Origin of the sequence: Nocardioides sp. SYSU D00065 (assembly GCF_017916425.1) — a bacterium.
Classification (GTDB): domain Bacteria; phylum Actinomycetota; class Actinomycetes; order Propionibacteriales; family Nocardioidaceae; genus Nocardioides.
In genome coordinates this window covers 319640-334707 of record NZ_JAFMSX010000002.1, presented here as the reverse complement: position 1 = coordinate 334707, position 15068 = coordinate 319640, and the positions used below count along the sequence as shown (strand labels likewise).

The following is a 15068-nucleotide window of genomic DNA, read 5'->3' as shown; positions in this document are numbered from 1 at the left end:
ATGACCTAGGCTCGCGCGGTGCCCCTCCCCCCGTCCGCCCGCGCCGCAGTCGTGATGCTCGCCGCGGGAGAGGGACGACGCAGCGGCCACCACACGAACAAGGTCCTGCTCCCGCTGGCCGGCCGCGGCGTGTTCACCTGGTCGATCGAGTCGGCACGCCGGCTCCCCGCCGTCACCCAGACCGTGCTCGTGATCCGCGAGGAGGACAGGGAGGCCGTGATGAGCATGCTCGAGCGTGAGGTCGGCCCGCCCGACGTCACGGTCGTCGTCGGTGGCGACAGCCGGCACAGCTCGGAGTGGCAGGCGCTCCAGGCGCTCGCACCCGCCATCGAGGCCGGCGAGGTCGACGTCGTGGTCATCCACGATGCCGCTCGTCCGCTCGCCGTGACCACGATGTTCGCCTCGGTCATCGAGGCCGCGCTCGAGCACGGCGGCGCCATCCCGGTCCGCGACCAGGCGCACCTGGCCTCCCTCACCGAGGACGGCGAGCAGCCTCCCGACCGCGTCGTGGCGGTGCAGACGCCGCAGGCCTTCCGGGCAGGTCCGGTGCTGGAGGCCTACCGCCTGGCCGAGGCCGACGGCTTCGTCGGCACGGACACCGCTTCCTGCATGGAGCGCTACACCGACGTGCCGGTGTTGTGCGTACCCGGCGACGCGGGCAACATCAAGATCACGTTCCCCGAGGACCTGTTCCTCGCCGAGCGCCTCCTCGCCAAGACCGACTGGGACCTCTCCGGCCGGCAGCGTCACCGACGGGAGTCTGCGATGTCGCACCTGCGGGATCTGTTCGCCCATGGGGACAAGCCGTGAGCACCACCGAGGCCGAGCTGCACTGCGAGGTCTGCAACCAGCTCACCGACCACGAGCTCCACTACACGGGCCGCCTGCTCGACTCGGTGCGCTGCACGCGCTGTGGGACCCACGTCGAGCTGTCCTCGCGCGCCCTCATCCCGGCGTACGCGATGGATCTCGAGCACCGCCTGGTCAGCAAGCCGCGGCGGATGATGCGGCGCATCGCCCGCGACCCGGTCGGCTACCTGCGCCAGCTGCCCGGCTCGGCACTGCGCCAACCGCGGAAGTTCCTCAACGAGTTCCGCGAGCTGCTGCGTCGCTGACGACTGTCTCGGCCGGCTCGCGGCGCACGCGCCGAGCCAGCTCGTCGACGCACTCGAGCAGGTTGACCGACGAGGCGTCGTCGACCCGCCGGCCCAGCGACGGTGCTCGCACCAGCTCCACGTCGCCGCGCGCGCGCAGCCAGGTGGCGAGCCGGGCGAAGTCGTCGATCGGTGGCCGCTCGTCGGCGCTCAGCGCCGCCTTCAGCACGCGCGGAGCGATCACGGCGGGCGAGACCAGCGCGGCCAGTCCCTCGCGGTCGATCGTGCCCTGGATGCGGGAGTCGACGACGGTCTTCACCGTGTCGGTGACGGGCCGGAACGCCATCACCGAGGCGTACGGGCGCGCAGCGGCGCCAGTCCGCACCTCCCGCAGGAAGTCGGAGGCGGCCAGCGGGCAGAGTGCGTCGTGCACGAGCAGTCCGCTCCCGGCGCCGACGTCGCGCACGCGTTCCCACCAGCTCGCGCCGGCGAGCACGTCCGCTCGCATCCCGGCGCTGCGCAGCTCCCGGCGTACGCGGTCGAGATCGGTCGCGTCCACGGCGACCACCAGGTCGTCGACGCCGGACGCGGCCAGCGCCCGGAAGGCGTGCAGGTAGACCGGCGCGCGGTGCAGCGAGGCGAACGGCAGGCCGTCACGGCCAGCCATCGCGAGCACCGCCGTCATCGCCGGGGCGCTCATGCGCTCTCGGGGGCGGTCAGGCGCTCCAGCGCAGCGACGTCCGCGGCGCTCGACACCCGCGCGGCGGAGAGCGGCGCGACCACGCGGTCGACGGCACCGAGCGATTCCAGCTCGCGGACCAGCTCCGCGACGTCGCTCGAGGGCAGCGCCGCGAGCTCGGCCGCGACGGCTGCGGGGAGAACGACCGGCGAGAGCGCCGTACCCGCCTCGCCCACACCGACCACGGCGACGCCCCCGGCGACCGCCCGCTCGACGCACCCGGCGATGAAGGGTGCCGGTGTCATCGGGCACAGGGAGTCGTGGACCACGAACGGCTCGCCGCTGTCGACGACCACCGACCAGGACGTCCCGAGATCGAGCGTCCTCACGCCCGCCTCGCCGAGCGCCCAGGCGGCGCACGCCACGAGCGACTCCCCGTGGATCAGCTGGTAGGGAAGCGCCCCGCGGTCCTCGTCGAGGACCGTGCCGAGGGCGGAGGCGGGGTCGTCTGTGCTCGCTGCGGAAGTCATCGCGGAGTCACGCTATCCCCCGAGCCCTGGTACGACACGACCCCCGGCCACGGGGGAGTGTGCCGGGGGTCGTGTCGGAGTCGATGCTGCTCAGGAGGCGAGAACCTCGTCGAGCATGGCCTCGGCCTTGTCCTCGTTGGTCTTCTCCGCCAGGGCGAGCTCGGAGACCAGGATCTGGCGCGCCTTGGCCAGCATGCGCTTCTCGCCGGCCGACAGGCCCCGGTCGCGCTCGCGGCGCCACAGGTCGCGCACGACCTCCGAGACCTTCATGACGTCGCCGGAGTGCAGCTTCTCCAGGTTGGCCTTGTAGCGGCGCGACCAGTTGGTCGGCTCCTCGACGTGAGCCGCGCGCAGCACGTCGAAGACGCGGTCGAGGCCCTCCCGGTCCACGACGTCGCGGACGCCGACCAGGTCGAGGTTGCAGGCCGGCACGCGCACGACCAGGTCCTGCTGCGCGACAATCCTGAGGACGAGGTACTGCCGGTCCTCTCCCTTGATCTTCCGCATCTCGATGTCCTCGATGACTGCGGCCCCGTGATTGGGATAGACGACCGTTTCGCCGACGGTGAAAGTCATATGTTCAGTTCCCCTTCCTAGGCGTCCATTCTAACACGGTTCCGAATCGCCCTCCGACGCGTTTGCGCAGGTCAGAGGCCACTTCGGGGCTTGACAGATCACCGGTTCCTGTGGTGCGCCGCATCCCGGGAGCGGCCTGCGACATACTGCGGCCCATGCCGACGCCCCCGGCCCTGCTCCTCCTCCGCGCAGCGCGACCGCGCCAGGCCCTGGTCACGGCGCTCGCGCTGGCTGCCGCGGCGGCGGCCGCCGGACGGCCGCTGCGCGAGGTAGGGCTGGTGGCCGCCACGGTGCTCACGGGGCAGTCGGCGCTGGGGTGGGCCGCGGACCTCGCCGATCGCCGCCGCGAAGCCCGGCACCGTCCGCACCCGGACCAGACCCGGGACGGGGACGCGCTCGACGCCGGCACCGTCTGGTTCGCGCTGACCTGCGCGGTGCTGCTCGTCGTACCGCTCGCCGTGGCCAACGGGCGGCGCGCGGCCGCGGCGTATCTCGTCCTGCTGGCGGTGTCGGCGATCGGCGACCGCCTGCTGCGCGGCCGCGTGCTGTCGTTCCTGCCCTGGATGGCCGGCTTCGCCCTCTATCCCGCGTTCTTGGCCTACGGCGGCTGGAACGGCGTCGGCACCGACACGCCGCCCACCGTGGCGATGACGGTCCTCGCCGCGGCCCTCGGCCTGGGGGTGCACGTGCTGCTCTCGCTGCCCGGCGTCGCTCGCGACCACGAGGAGGGCCGGCGACCCTTGCCACTGGTGCTGGCGCTGCGGACCGGCACCCCTCGGCTGCTGCTGCTCGCCGGCGTGTGGACCGGCCTGGTCGCCGTCGGCATCCTGATCGCAGGGCGGACCGTCGGCCTGACGTGAGCCGACGCTAGGCTGTCGCCATGAGGCTTCGATCCACCCCTGCGGCCGCCGCGGTCCTCCTCGTGTCGTGCGCCGCGCTCTCCTCCTGCGGCTTCAGCTACTCGACCGATCGCGAGTACACCGTGAACAGCTCCACGGACAACCGCGAGGGCGAGGTCGACGTGCTCAACGCCGTCGTGGTCTCGGCCGCCGAGGGCTCGGGCACCTTCGTGGCCTCGTTCGCCAACAACGACGTCGACGAGGAGCAGTCCCTCACCGGCGTGTCCGGCGACGACGGCACCTCGATCACCGCGCCCGAGTTCGAGCCGGTCACCATCCCGGCCGACGGGCTGGTCAACCTCGCCGACCCCCCGGCCGACATCGTCCTGACCGGCGACTTCTCCGCGGGCGACTTCGTCCCGCTGGCCCTCGACTTCGGCAACGGCGAGCGGATCGCGATCAAGGTCCCGGTCGTCTCCAACGACTCCGGCTACTGGGAAGGCCTCGACGCCTCATGACGTACACCCTCGTGCTGCTCCGCCACGGCGAGAGCGAGTGGAACGCCAAGAACCTCTTCACCGGCTGGGTCGACGTCCCGCTGACCGAGAAGGGCGAGGCCGAGGCGGTCCGCGGCGGCCGGCTCATCCGCGAGGCCGGGCTCGAGCCCGACATCGTCCACACCTCGCTGCAGCGGCGCGCCATCAACACCGCGGCCCTGGCGCTCGACGCCGCCGACCGGCACTGGATCCCGGTCAAGCGCAGCTGGCGCCTCAACGAGCGTCACTACGGTGCGCTGCAGGGCAAGGACAAGAAGCAGACCCTCGAGGAGTACGGCGAGGAGCAGTTCATGCTCTGGCGCCGCTCGTTCGACACTCCCCCGCCGCCGCTCGACGACTCCGACGAGTACTCGCAGGCCGGTGACCCGCGCTACGCCGACCTCGGCGACGACCTGCCCCGCACCGAGTGCCTCAAGGACGTGATCGCCCGGTTCCTGCCCTGGTGGGACGCCGAGATCGTCCCCGACCTCCGCAGCGGCCGGACGGTGCTGGTGGCCGCCCACGGCAACAGCCTGCGGGCACTGGTCAAGCACCTGGACCAGATCAGCGACGAGGACATCGCCGGGCTCAACATCCCGACCGGGATGCCGCTGGTCTACCGCCTCGACGAGGACCTGCGCCCCACGATCGCCGGCGGGGAGTACCTCGACCCCAAGGCCGCTGCCGCCGCGGCGGCCGCCGTCGCCAACCAGGGTCGCTGAGCGTACGAGCGAGCGTACGAGCTCGGGCGCGGCGTCGCCGGCTCGGGTTGGGTACGCGCTCGGGTGCGGCTCCGCCGGCCCTGGTGCTTCATCACGGTATGTCGATCAACAGGCACTTCCCTAGGCGAGCTCGCCCAGGGAAGTGCCTGTTCGTCGACGTACCTTGATGAAGCAGGGACAGGAGGGGCGGATGAGCCCGGAGGACCCAGAGGCCGATCGAGCCCCGGACCGGGGCAGCTACCTGTGCCCGGGCGGTCAGCGACGACGGGTCAGGGGCGAACCGGCTGCTCGCCGGTGACCACGAAGACGACGCGGTTGGCGACCGTCACGGCGTGGTCGGCGATGCGCTCGTAGTAGCGACCGAGCAGGGCGATGTCGACGGCCGCCTCCACGCCGTGGGCCCAGTCGGTGGAGAGCAGCTCGGTGAAGCTGCGGCGTCGCAGCTGGTCCATCACCTCGTCGTCGCGACCGAGCTCGATCGCGGCCTCGACGTCACGGTCGACGATGATGTCGCGCACCCGCCGGACCATGTCCTCGGCGGTCGCGGCCATGCGCTCCATCGTCGGGCGGAGCTCGTCGGGGACGGCCACCGCCGGGACGCGCAGGCGCGCGATCTTGGCGACGTGGACCGACAGGTCCCCCATCCGCTCGAGCTCGCTGACCATCCGGAGCGCGGAGACGATCATCCGCAGGTCGCCGGCGACGGGCTGCTGGAGGGACAGCAGCGCGAAGGCCATGTCGTCCACGCGCTCACGGGCGGCGTCGATCGCCTTGTCCCCGCTGATGACCTGGTCGGCGGTGTGGACGTCGCCGGTCATCAGGGCCTTGGTGGCCTCGCGGACCGCCACCTCGACCTGCCCGCAGATCTCGGACAGGTCGGCGAAGATGCCGTCGAGCTGGTCGTGGAAAGCCTCACGCATGCCCCCCAGCCTAGGCAGCGGAAGCGAACAACTGTGCGCGCGCGATGAACGCGGGGTGAACACTCGGCGCCCCTCGTCCACTGGGACTGGCCAAGGGTGGGCGGTGCGTACGATGGTGGGCGTGGATCCGACGACGCAGGCTGGTCTGGCCGCGATCATCGGGGCCATCGTGGCGGGTGGCGCCGTGCTCGCCTGGCACATCAGCGACCGCCAGAGACACACGCTGCCGCAGGTCGAGGAGCCCGTCGTCCAGGCCGGCGTCGCCGCGGTCCTGAGCATCCTGCGCTCGAGCGCGGTCGTGGTCGACGAGTCCGACCAGGTGCTGAAGGCGTCCGCGCCGGCGTACGCCTTCGGGCTGGTGCGCGGCAACTCCGTGGTGGTGCCCGAGCTGCTCGACGTCATCTCGCAGGTGCGGCGCGACGGGCAGATCCGCGAGAGCGACCTCGACATGCCGGCGACCGACGGCGGGTTCGCCCGCACCCTCACCGCTCGAGTGGCGCCGCTGGGCGCGCGGCTGGTGCTGGCACTGGTCGAGGACCGCACCCGCGAGCGCCGCGTCGAGGCGGTGCGCCGCGACTTCGTCGCCAACGTCAGCCACGAGCTCAAGACCCCGGTCGGCGCGATCCGGCTGCTCGCCGAGGCGGTCACCGACGCCGCCGACGACCCCGAGGCGGTCCAGCGCTTCGCCAACCGGATGCTGGTCGAGAGCGACCGCCTCGCCAAGCTGGTCCAGCAGATCATCGAGCTGTCCCGCCTGCAGGGCCACGACCCGCTGGAGATGCCGGTGATGGTCGACCTCGACGCCGCGGTCGCCACCGCGGTCGACACCAGCGCCATGGAGGCGGCGGCCAAGCAGATCACCGTCGAGTCGCGCGGGGAGCCCGGGCTGGAGGTCTTCGGCTCCCAGGAGCAGATCGGCGCGGCGATCAGCAACCTCGTCGCCAACGCGGTCGCCTACTCCGACGCGGGCTCCCGCGTCGTGGTCACCACCCGCTCCGAGGGCGAGCAGGTGCAGGTCTCCGTGGTCGACCAGGGCATCGGCATCCCGGCCGAGGACATCGACCGCATCTTCGAGCGCTTCTACCGCGTCGACCCGGCCCGCCACCGTTCCACCGGCGGCACCGGACTCGGGCTGTCCATCGTCAAGCACGTCGCAGCCACCCACGGCGGCGACATCTCCGTGTGGTCGGTCCAGGGCCAGGGCTCGACCTTCACGCTCACGCTTCCCCGCAACTCCGACCCCGGGCAGGGCCCGAGCCGCACCAGCCCGGTCGAGGTCGTCGTACCTGCGACGCCCGCGACCGTCACCCGCACCGTCACCCAGAGAACACAGCAGGAGGAGCCCGCATGACCCGGGTACTCGTCGTCGAGGACGAAGAGAGCTACAGCGACGCGCTGGCCTACATGCTCCGCAAGGAGGGCTACGAGGTCGCCATCGCCGCCGACGGCAACACGGCGCTGACGGAGTTCGACCGGTTCGGGCCCGACATCGTGCTCCTCGACCTGATGCTGCCCGGCGTGCCCGGCACCGAGGTGTGCCGGCAGATCCGGCAGTCGTCGTCGGTGCCCGTGATCATGGTCAGCGCCAAGGACGACGAGGTCGACAAGGTGGTCGGGCTGGAGCTCGGCGCCGACGACTACGTCACCAAGCCGTACTCCCCCCGCGAGCTGGTCGCCCGGATCCGGGCGGTGCTGCGGCGCGGCCAGGAGCAGGACCTGATGCCCGACACGCTCGAGGCCGGCCCGGTGCGGATGGACGTGGAGCGCCACGTCGTCACCGTCGACGGCTCGGAGCAGCGCCTGCCGCTCAAGGAGTTCGAGCTGCTGGAGATGTTCCTGCGCAACCCCGGCCGGGTGCTCACCCGGGGACAGCTGATCGACCGCGTGTGGGGCTCGGACTACGTCGGGGACACCAAGACGCTCGACGTCCACGTCAAGCGGCTGCGAGCCAAGCTCGAGCCCGACCCCAGCGAGCCGAAGTACCTGGTCACGGTGCGCGGCCTGGGTTACAAGCTCGACCTCTGACACCCGGCGGGATCTCGCCGTTCGGCGTCCGAAAAGCGCTGGCGGGCCGGTCATGACCGTACCTAGCCTTGACCCGTGACGACGACGACCGAGCCCCGTTCCGCCGAGACCGCGGCACCGCCCGCCTGGCTGCCCGTGGCGGCCGGCGGGATCACGCTGGCGATGTGGGCCTCGGCCTTCGTCGTGATCCGGCACGTCGCGCACGACGTCAGCCCGGGCGCGCTGGGCGCCGGCCGGCTCCTGGTCGCTGCGCTGGTCGTGCTGCCGCTGGTCCTGCGTCGCGGGTGGGTGCGTCCCACGCCGCGGGAGTGGCTGCTGCTCGCCGTCGGCGGCATCGGCTGGTTCGGGGTGTACAACCTCACCCTCAACGCCGGGGAGCGGCACGTCGACGCCGGCACGGCGGCGATGATCATCCAGATCGGCCCGGTGATCGTGGCGCTCATGGCGGTGCCGCTCTTCGGCGAGCGGCTGCACGGCTGGCTGCTGGGCGGCATGGTGGTCGGGTTCGCCGGGGTCGCGGTGATCGCGCGCGGCTCGTCGACCGACGCCGACGCCAGCCTGCTGGGGGTGCTCCTGGTGCTCGTCGCGGCGGCCATGTACGCCGTCGGCGTGCTGACGCAGAAGGTGCTGCTGCGCCGCCTCCCGTCGGTCCAGGTCGTCCTGGTGTCGTTCCTGATGGGCGCGGCCACCTGCCTGCCGTTCTCCGCCGACCTGCCGGGCATCGTGGCCGGCGGCGGCGCCGAGCTGTGGTGGATCGTGTACCTCGGCGTGCTGCCGACGGCGGTCGCGTTCACCACCTGGGCCTACGCGCTGACCCACACCGACGCGGGGGCGCTCTCGCTGACGACCTTCCTGGTGCCCGGCATCGCGACGCTGATCGCGTGGCTGACCATCGACGAGGTGCCGCCCACGCTGACCTTCGTCGGTGGCGCGCTGGCGATCGTCGGCGTGCTGATGACGCGGCGCAAGCCGGCAGCCTCAGCCGGCTGAGCGTTGATCAGGAGCGGCGGGGAGAGCTCAGGCGCGGGTCAGGACGACTCGAGCCAGCCGCGGAACGCCTCGAGGTTGCGGGTCGACTCGCCGCGCGAGATGCGCCACTCCCACTCCTTGCGGATCGAGGAGGCGAAGCCGAGCTCGAGGATGGCGTTGAAGGACTCGTCGGCGTTGGCGAGCACCGAGCCCAGGACCCGGTCGAGCTCCTCGGCGTCCACCGAGGCCAGCGGCAGCCTGGCCTCGAGGTAGATGTCCCCGTCGCGGTCGACGGCGAAGGAGACGGCGTACATCCGCAGGTTGCGCTCGAGCAGCCATCGGTAGACGCGGGCGTGGTTCTCGTCGGGGTTGCGGCACACGAAGGCGTGCACGCCCAGCGCGTGCGGCCCGACGTCGAGGCGCACGGGGGTCTGCAGCTTCTTCTCCCCCGGCAGGGTCAGTGAGAAGCTCGCGCCTTCGACGCCCTCACGCGAGGTCTCCTGGTGCTCGATGCCGTTGTCGCGGAGGTAGGCGCGCACGGTGTCGACGGCGGTCATGCGCTCATCCCACCACGGAGCCGGCCTCGAGCATCCGGCTGCCGGCCCGCTCGTAGGCGGCGAGGGTGCGCTCGGCGGTGCGCTCCCAGGAGAACTCCTGCGCGTGCGCGACCGCGCCACGGCCGAGCCGCTCGGCGAGCGCCGGGTCGTCGACCAGACGGCGCAGGCTGGCTGCCCAGTCGCGGGGCTCGTGGGTGGCGACGAGCAGTCCGCTCACCTCGTCGCGCACCACCGTGGTCAGACCGCCGACCGAGGCGGCCACGACGGGCGTCCCGGTGGCCTGCGCCTCGACCGCGACCAGGCCGAAGGACTCGTTGTACGACGGCACCGCCACGGCCGTGGCCGCCGCCGCCCACACGGCCAGCTCGGGCTGGGTGACGGGCGGGACGAAGCGGACGACGTCCTCGATGCCGAGGTCGGCGGCGAGGTCGGCCAGGGCGGTCGGGTGCTCCAGGCCGGATCCGGAGGGCCCGCCCACGACGGGTACGACGAGCCGGTGGCGCAGCGACGGGTCCTGCTCCAGCAGGACAGCGACCGCGCGCAGCAGCACGTCGGGCGCCTTGAGCGGCTGGATGCGACCGGCGAAGAGCAGCACGACCGCGTCCTCGGGCAGGCCCAGCTCACGGCGGGCCTCGGCGCGGCTGCGCGGGGTGAAGACCGAGAGGTCGACCCCGGGGTGGATCACCTCGACGGCGTCCGGGCTGGCACCGTAGAGCTCGACGAGCTGGCGTGCCTCGGTGTCGGTGTTGGCCACGAGCAGGTCCGCGGCCTCGACCACCTGCTCCTCACCGATGACCCGCGAGACCGGCTCGGGGGCGTCGCCTCGGGCGAGCGCCTCGTTCTTGACCTTGGCCATCGTGTGCATCGAGTGCACCAGCGGCACGTTCCACCGGTCGCGGGCCAGCGCGCCGACCTGCCCGGACAGCCAGTAGTGGGAGTGCACCGCGTCGTAGTGGCCGAGCGGCTGCATGGCCTCGGTGCGCAGCACCTCGCGCGCGAAGGTGCACAGCTGGCCCGGCAGCTCGGCCTTGCTCAACCCCTCGAACGGGCCGGCGGCGACGTGTCGCACGAGCACGCCGTCCGCGGCCTCGACGACCTGCGGCAGCGCGGAGGAGGTGGCCCGGGTGAACACGTCGACGTCGATCCCCTGCGCCGCCAGCCGCTTGGACAGCTCGATGACGTAGACGTTCATGCCCCCGGCGTCCCCCGTGCCCGGCTGGTCCAGGGGGGAGGTGTGGAGGCTGATCATCGCCACCCGCTCACCCAACGGCGTTCCCTTCGTCCTCGTGCCTCCAGCAGGCACCCCGGCACAACGCGGCGGCACCACCCGGGATTCCCGGACGCGACGCCGGGGCGTCCCCAGGGGTGAGGTCAGCGTGCGTGCGCGCCGGTGGCGGTACGTCGAGAGCCGCCACGCGTGCGCCGCAGGCCGTAGCCGCCGAGCAGGACCGCCGCGATGCCCCAGCAGCCGTCGTACCACGCGTTGTCGGGCTGGCGGAACGCCTCGACGAGCGACAGCGCCAGCAGCGCGGAGGCGAAGCCGACGAAGATGCGCATCGCCAGGGCGTCGCTCCTGACCAGGGTCGTGCCGAAGGCACCGGCGGCGACGAGCAGGCAGCCCAACCCGAGGAGGTGCAGCGCGCTGGGGACGGGGTCGTCGCCACCGCCGAGCAGGGCGTACAGGATCCACAGCGCACCGCCCAGGAGCGCTGCAGCTGCGGCGAGCTTCGCGGGAGGCATCGGGGAAGTGTGCCACGGCCCGGATGGGCGGTCCCAGCTCAGGCCTCGTCGGTCTCCTGGTGGAACCGCGCCTGCCACCGGCCACCGGTGCGCACCCACACGGTGCTGTGCACCGTCGACCGCCCGTCGCCCGCCGTGCGCCACAGCAGCAGGATCGTGTCGTCGCGGAGCCGGTCGGCGGACAGCACCTCCACGTCGACCCTGCCCACCGGCGCGGCCTCGTCGAGGAGCTCCTCGCGGGTCCGCAGCCGTCCCGAGCGCCCGACCTCGCGCCAGTCGGGGTGGAGCAGCGCGGCGAGGGCGGCCGGGTCCGCGCGCACCTCGTCGGTGAGCAGCGCCCGCTCCATCGCGACGACGTGCTCCTCGTCGGTGGGCGTGGCCGCCGTCTCCTCGACTCCGAGCGCTCCCGTGAACAGGTCGGGCTCCGCCTCGACCTGACCGACGCTCGCCGCCGGGTGGGCCACCGTGCTGTCCGGCATGCCCGGCCCCGGCTCGGGCGAGCGACCCTCGCGGAAGGCGACGGCGGCGGCGTTGGCGAGCCGGTCGGCGGCCTCGTTGAGGGGGTGACCGGCGTGGCCCTTGACCCAGACGAAGTCGACGCGGCGGCCCTGCATCGCCGCGTCGAGGCCCTTGACCAGCTCGACGTTCATCACCGGCTTGCCGTCGCCCTTGCGCCAGCCGCGCCGCTTCCACCCGGCCATCCACTTGGTGACGGTGTTGATGACGTAGGTGCTGTCGCAGTAGACGCGCAGCTCGTCGTCGAGGTGTGCGGTCTGCTGGAGCAGGTCGAGCACCGCCATCAGCTCACCCATGTTGTTGGTGCCGTGCGGCCAGCCGCCGGAGGCCCAGCAGTCGTCGTCGACGTACCACGCCCAGCCCGCCGGGCCGGGGTTGCCGAGTGCCGAGCCGTCAGCCGCCGCGATGATCACCGGGACATCTTGGCAGGATGGGCGCATGACCCAGGACCAGCCCCAGGACAGCACCCAGGACAGCACCCAGCTCCGCACCGCCGTCGTCACCGGCGCGTCCAGCGGCATCGGCGCCGCGACCGCGCGGGCGCTGGCGGCGCGCGGCTTCCACGTCGTGTGTGCCGCCCGGCGCACCGACCGGATCGAGGAGCTGGCCGCGGAGATCGGCGGCCAGGCCGTCACCTGCGACGTCACAGACTCCGACTCCGTCGACGCCCTGGCCGCGGCGGTGCCGACCCTGCACGTGCTCGTCAACAACGCCGGCGGCGCCGTCGGGGTCGACCGGGTGGACTCCGCCGACATCGAGGCCTGGCGCTCGATGTACGACCTCAACGTGCTGGGCCTGGTGCGCGTCACCAAGGCGCTGCTGCCCGCCCTGCGCGCCAGCGGGGACGGGCTGGTCGTCAATGTCGGCTCGACGGCCGGTCGCTGGGCGTACGAGGGCGGGGGCGGGTACACCGCGGCCAAGCACGCCGTGCGAGTCGTGACGGAGACGCTGCGGCTCGAGCTGAACGGCGAGCCGATCCGGATCAGCGAGGTGGCCCCCGGCATGGTGCAGACCGAGGAGTTCTCCCTCGTGCGCTACGGCGGGGACCGCGACAAGGCCGCCGCCGTGTACGCCGGCGTGGACCAGCCCCTGCTGGCCGAGGACGTGGCGGACGCCATCGCGTGGGTGGCCACCCGGCCCTCGCACGTCGACATCGACGAGCTGGTCATCAAGCCGCGTGCCCAGGCAGCGGCACACAAGGTCCACCGGTCCTGACGTGTGGGAGACCTCCGAGGACGACGCGGCGCTCGCCTAGAACGGGAGCCCGCGAGCGGTCGCGAGCCAGCGCAGGGCGGTCCACGCGGGCGAGCGCAGGTCGGCCGCCACGGCCGCGTCGGGCAGGTCGACCCGCAGCACCTGCGAGCGCGCCCCCTCCGTGCTGACCAGCAGCTCGCCCGCGTCCAGCGCGACGCCCTCGCCCTGGTCCTGCTCGGGCAGGTCCCACGACGTCAGCGGCTGCCAGGACGGGAACGACACGAGGTGGGCGCTGGAGTAGGTGCGCAGCACGACACCTCCGCCGCCCGCGGAGAAGACGGCGTCGGTCACCATCCCCGGGGCGCCGGCGACCTCCGTCAGCCGGTTCACGCGCCCGGGCTGGAGACGTGGCGGGGCGGCGTACACCGTGCCGGAGAAGACGCCCTTGGTGATCACGTACAGCCGGCCCGTCAGGGGGTGAGCCACCAGCGCCTCGGCGTCCCGCGCTCCGTCGGGATAGGCGAGCTCGTACGACGCCGGCGTGGCGTGGAGGTCGCCGGCGCCTACCGGGACCCGCAGCACCTGCACCGACTCGCGGGCGTGCCGGTTGTCGCCGATGTCGGCGACCCACACGTGTCCGGGTCCCGCCGGCGCGAGGGCCTCCACGTCGGTCGTCTCGCCGGCCCAGGTGGTGACCCCGACCGTGTCACCGGTGCCCGGATCGACGGTGAACACCCGCGCCGAGTCGCCGGAGTCGTTGGTCGTGACCACGTGCCGGCCGGTCACGACGAGGCCGCTCGACTCGACGATCTCGGGATCGTTGAAGCGGAAGGCCGGGCGGTCGTCGGGCCCGGGTCCGCCGGCCGCCGCGCCGAGCAGGAACGGCAGCGCGACGCACGCACCGACGGCGAGCCGGCGCGCGTCAGCCACGGTGCAGCAGCTCCCCGAGGCGCGGGCGCACGCCCCACTGCGCCAGCAGGTCGTCGTACTCCCGCGCCGCGTCCGCGCCAGCGGCGCCGGTCCGCACGGCGCGCAGGAGGGTGTTGCGGGGCGTGTGCGCGCTCTCGACGAACTCGACCACGTCGACGCGGTAGCCCTCGCGCCGCAGGAGCGAGGCGCGCAGGGCGTCGGTGAGGGTGTCGGCGAACCGTTCGCGCAGGATGCCGTAGCGCGTCAGCAGCGCGTACGGCTCCGGCGCCGGGGCCGCGCGCAGCTGGGCCGCGATGTCGTGGTGGCAGCACGGCGCCGCCAGCACGAGCGAGGCCTGCCAGTCCAGCGCCCGAGCCAGCGCGTCGTCGGTGGCGGTGTCGCAGGCGTGCAGGGCCAGCACGACGTCGGGCGGACGCTCCAGCCGCGCGTCCTGGATGGTGCCGACCACGAAGTCGGCGTCGATGCCCAGGCCGGCTGCGACCTCGGAGTTGTGGTCGGCGGACTGCTGCTTGACGTCCACGCCGGTCATCCGCACCGGGAGCCGGCGGCTGAGGAACGCGTGGGCGGCGAAGGTCAGGTAGGCGTTGCCGCAGCCGAGGTCGACGACCCGCAGCGGATCCTGCTCGGAGGGCGTGCGCACGAGTCCCTGCGACATCGCCTCGGTGAGACTGGCGTCGAGGAGCCGCAGGAACTCCTCGACCTGGCGGTACTTGGCCTGCCGGGTCGGTTTCACCCGTCCGTGCGCGTCGCTGATGCCCAGCGCGACCAGCACCGGGTCGTCCTCGGCGAGCAGCCGGTCCTTGGCGCGGTCGTGGTCACGCGACACCTCGGCCGGCACCGTGCGGGCCGAGGTGTGCAGCAGCGCCGCGCCTTTCTTCGTCACCCGCAGCTGGAGGGTCTCGGTGGCGGTGTCGACGTGCCAGTTGGCGAAGGGCTGCGCGAGCAGGGCGTCCACCGCGGCGTCGGCGGCGTCACCGATCAGGTGGTTGGCGGTGTGTGCCTGGGTGTCGTCGTACGACGTCACCTGCAGGTGGCGTCCGGCGCGCAGGTCGACGACCCGTGCCTCGACGCGCCGGACCTCACGGCCCGCCACCACCGGCGCCGGCTGCCCCTTGCGGCGACCGCTGGCCAGTGCGCGCACCAGGCGGTCCGCGTCGAGCACCGCGGCTCGCAACCGCGCCCACTCGTCGCCCTCCAGCCGGTCCGCGCTCACAGGACCGAGGCGAGGACGACGATGAGGA

The 15068-nt window shown here is 72.8% G+C and carries 19 protein-coding genes; 9 read left to right on the top strand and 10 right to left on the bottom strand.

Annotation, left to right across the window (positions count from 1 at the left end; genetic code table 11):
* Positions 1-18: 18 nt before the first annotated feature.
* Positions 19-810 (top strand): IspD/TarI family cytidylyltransferase, encoded by a 792-nt coding sequence (locus tag J3P41_RS09650; RefSeq protein WP_307861919.1) that lies wholly within the window; start codon positions 19-21, stop codon positions 808-810.
* The gene (locus J3P41_RS09645) at positions 807-1115 is read left to right on the top strand and encodes a hypothetical protein (protein WP_210650092.1); all 309 of its coding nucleotides are present in this window, start codon (positions 807-809) and stop codon (positions 1113-1115) included. The genes J3P41_RS09650 and J3P41_RS09645 overlap by 4 nt, the downstream gene beginning before the upstream one ends.
* Here J3P41_RS09645 and J3P41_RS09640 read toward each other — a convergent pair.
* The 3 genes from J3P41_RS09640 to J3P41_RS09630 all read right to left on the bottom strand — a co-directional run bounded on the left by J3P41_RS09640 (position 1084) and on the right by J3P41_RS09630 (position 2879).
* Positions 1084-1794: a 2-C-methyl-D-erythritol 4-phosphate cytidylyltransferase gene (locus J3P41_RS09640; RefSeq protein WP_210650091.1), complete on the bottom strand. Its 711-nt coding sequence runs from the start codon at positions 1792-1794 to the stop codon at positions 1084-1086. The two genes, J3P41_RS09645 and J3P41_RS09640, sit on opposite strands and share 32 nt — an antisense overlap.
* Complete coding sequence (locus J3P41_RS09635) at positions 1791-2303, bottom strand: hypothetical protein (protein WP_210650090.1); 513 nt, start codon at positions 2301-2303, stop codon at positions 1791-1793. The genes J3P41_RS09640 and J3P41_RS09635 overlap by 4 nt, the downstream gene beginning before the upstream one ends.
* Before the next feature lie 90 nt (positions 2304-2393).
* Positions 2394-2879: a CarD family transcriptional regulator gene (locus J3P41_RS09630; RefSeq protein WP_210439844.1), complete on the bottom strand. Its 486-nt coding sequence runs from the start codon at positions 2877-2879 to the stop codon at positions 2394-2396.
* 155 nt (positions 2880-3034) lie between these two features.
* Between J3P41_RS09630 and J3P41_RS09625 the strand changes: the two genes are divergently transcribed.
* Genes J3P41_RS09625 through J3P41_RS09615 form a run of 3 tightly spaced genes read left to right on the top strand, consistent with a single transcriptional unit; the run spans position 3035 to position 4976 of the window.
* Entirely contained in the window at positions 3035-3739 is a 705-nt protein-coding gene (locus tag J3P41_RS09625; RefSeq protein WP_210650089.1) for a hypothetical protein, read from the top strand.
* Between the two features lie 20 nt (positions 3740-3759).
* Positions 3760-4236, top strand: coding sequence for a hypothetical protein (locus J3P41_RS09620; protein WP_210650088.1), 477 nt, complete (start codon positions 3760-3762; stop codon positions 4234-4236).
* A complete protein-coding gene (locus tag J3P41_RS09615) occupies positions 4233-4976 on the top strand; it encodes a phosphoglyceromutase (protein WP_210650087.1) in 744 nt (247 codons plus the stop codon). Before J3P41_RS09620 ends, J3P41_RS09615 begins: the two co-directional genes overlap by 4 nt.
* Positions 4977-5245: 269 nt before the next feature.
* Here J3P41_RS09615 and phoU read toward each other — a convergent pair whose 3' ends face one another.
* Positions 5246-5896 (bottom strand): phosphate signaling complex protein PhoU, encoded by a 651-nt coding sequence (gene phoU / locus J3P41_RS09610; protein WP_210650086.1) that lies wholly within the window; start codon positions 5894-5896, stop codon positions 5246-5248.
* A 121-nt stretch (positions 5897-6017) separates the two neighbouring features.
* Here phoU and J3P41_RS09605 point away from each other — a divergent pair, with 121 nt between their 5' ends.
* The 3 genes from J3P41_RS09605 to J3P41_RS09595 all read left to right on the top strand — a co-directional run bounded on the left by J3P41_RS09605 (position 6018) and on the right by J3P41_RS09595 (position 8911).
* Positions 6018-7247 (top strand): ATP-binding protein, encoded by a 1230-nt coding sequence (locus J3P41_RS09605; protein ID WP_210650085.1) that lies wholly within the window; start codon positions 6018-6020, stop codon positions 7245-7247.
* Positions 7244-7921, top strand: coding sequence for a response regulator transcription factor (locus tag J3P41_RS09600; protein ID WP_210650084.1), 678 nt, complete (start codon positions 7244-7246; stop codon positions 7919-7921). Before J3P41_RS09605 ends, J3P41_RS09600 begins: the two co-directional genes overlap by 4 nt.
* Before the next feature lie 75 nt (positions 7922-7996).
* Entirely contained in the window at positions 7997-8911 is a 915-nt protein-coding gene (locus tag J3P41_RS09595; RefSeq protein ID WP_210650083.1) for a DMT family transporter, read from the top strand.
* A 38-nt stretch (positions 8912-8949) separates the two neighbouring features.
* Here J3P41_RS09595 and J3P41_RS09590 read toward each other — a convergent pair whose 3' ends face one another.
* The 4 genes from J3P41_RS09590 to J3P41_RS09575 form a co-directional block, all read right to left on the bottom strand.
* A complete protein-coding gene (locus tag J3P41_RS09590; RefSeq protein WP_210650082.1) occupies positions 8950-9447 on the bottom strand; it encodes a YbjN domain-containing protein in 498 nt (165 codons plus the stop codon).
* Positions 9448-9451: 4 nt separating this feature from the next.
* A complete protein-coding gene (gene mshA / locus J3P41_RS09585; protein WP_210650081.1) occupies positions 9452-10696 on the bottom strand; it encodes a D-inositol-3-phosphate glycosyltransferase in 1245 nt (414 codons plus the stop codon).
* A 122-nt stretch (positions 10697-10818) separates the two neighbouring features.
* On the bottom strand, positions 10819-11187 hold the full coding sequence (locus J3P41_RS09580) for a hypothetical protein (protein ID WP_210650080.1): 369 nt from the start codon (positions 11185-11187) through the stop codon (positions 10819-10821).
* A 38-nt stretch (positions 11188-11225) separates the two neighbouring features.
* Positions 11226-12116, bottom strand: a complete 891-nt coding sequence (locus J3P41_RS09575; protein ID WP_210650079.1) for a ribonuclease HI family protein — start codon at positions 12114-12116, stop codon at positions 11226-11228.
* A 25-nt stretch (positions 12117-12141) separates the two neighbouring features.
* Between J3P41_RS09575 and J3P41_RS09570 the strand changes: the two genes are divergently transcribed.
* Complete coding sequence (locus J3P41_RS09570; protein ID WP_210650078.1) at positions 12142-12918, top strand: SDR family NAD(P)-dependent oxidoreductase; 777 nt, start codon at positions 12142-12144, stop codon at positions 12916-12918.
* Positions 12919-12954: 36 nt separating this feature from the next.
* Here the strand turns inward: J3P41_RS09570 and J3P41_RS09565 are convergent, their stop codons facing one another.
* The gene (locus J3P41_RS09565) at positions 12955-13827 is read right to left on the bottom strand and encodes a hypothetical protein (RefSeq protein ID WP_210650077.1); all 873 of its coding nucleotides are present in this window, start codon (positions 13825-13827) and stop codon (positions 12955-12957) included.
* Positions 13820-15040 carry an SAM-dependent methyltransferase gene (locus J3P41_RS09560; protein ID WP_307861918.1) on the bottom strand — a complete coding sequence of 407 codons (1221 nt, stop codon included), beginning with the start codon at positions 15038-15040 and terminating at the stop codon, positions 13820-13822. Before J3P41_RS09560 ends, J3P41_RS09565 begins: the two co-directional genes overlap by 8 nt.
* Positions 15041-15068 lie beyond the last annotated feature (28 nt).

Coding starts and splice junctions, on each gene's coding strand:
- phoU (WP_210650086.1), bottom strand. CDS start 5,896: ATGCGTGAGGCTTTCCACGACCAGCTCGACGGCATCTTCGCCGACCTG.
- J3P41_RS09615 (WP_210650087.1), top strand. CDS start 4,233: ATGACGTACACCCTCGTGCTGCTCCGCCACGGCGAGAGCGAGTGGAAC.
- J3P41_RS09640 (WP_210650091.1), bottom strand. CDS start 1,794: ATGAGCGCCCCGGCGATGACGGCGGTGCTCGCGATGGCTGGCCGTGAC.
- mshA (WP_210650081.1), bottom strand. CDS start 10,696: ATGATCAGCCTCCACACCTCCCCCCTGGACCAGCCGGGCACGGGGGAC.
- J3P41_RS09590 (WP_210650082.1), bottom strand. CDS start 9,447: ATGACCGCCGTCGACACCGTGCGCGCCTACCTCCGCGACAACGGCATC.
- J3P41_RS09635 (WP_210650090.1), bottom strand. CDS start 2,303: ATGACTTCCGCAGCGAGCACAGACGACCCCGCCTCCGCCCTCGGCACG.
- J3P41_RS09580 (WP_210650080.1), bottom strand. CDS start 11,187: ATGCCTCCCGCGAAGCTCGCCGCAGCTGCAGCGCTCCTGGGCGGTGCG.
- J3P41_RS09620 (WP_210650088.1), top strand. CDS start 3,760: ATGAGGCTTCGATCCACCCCTGCGGCCGCCGCGGTCCTCCTCGTGTCG.
- J3P41_RS09625 (WP_210650089.1), top strand. CDS start 3,035: ATGCCGACGCCCCCGGCCCTGCTCCTCCTCCGCGCAGCGCGACCGCGC.
- J3P41_RS09570 (WP_210650078.1), top strand. CDS start 12,142: ATGACCCAGGACCAGCCCCAGGACAGCACCCAGGACAGCACCCAGCTC.
- J3P41_RS09600 (WP_210650084.1), top strand. CDS start 7,244: ATGACCCGGGTACTCGTCGTCGAGGACGAAGAGAGCTACAGCGACGCG.
- J3P41_RS09630 (WP_210439844.1), bottom strand. CDS start 2,879: ATGACTTTCACCGTCGGCGAAACGGTCGTCTATCCCAATCACGGGGCC.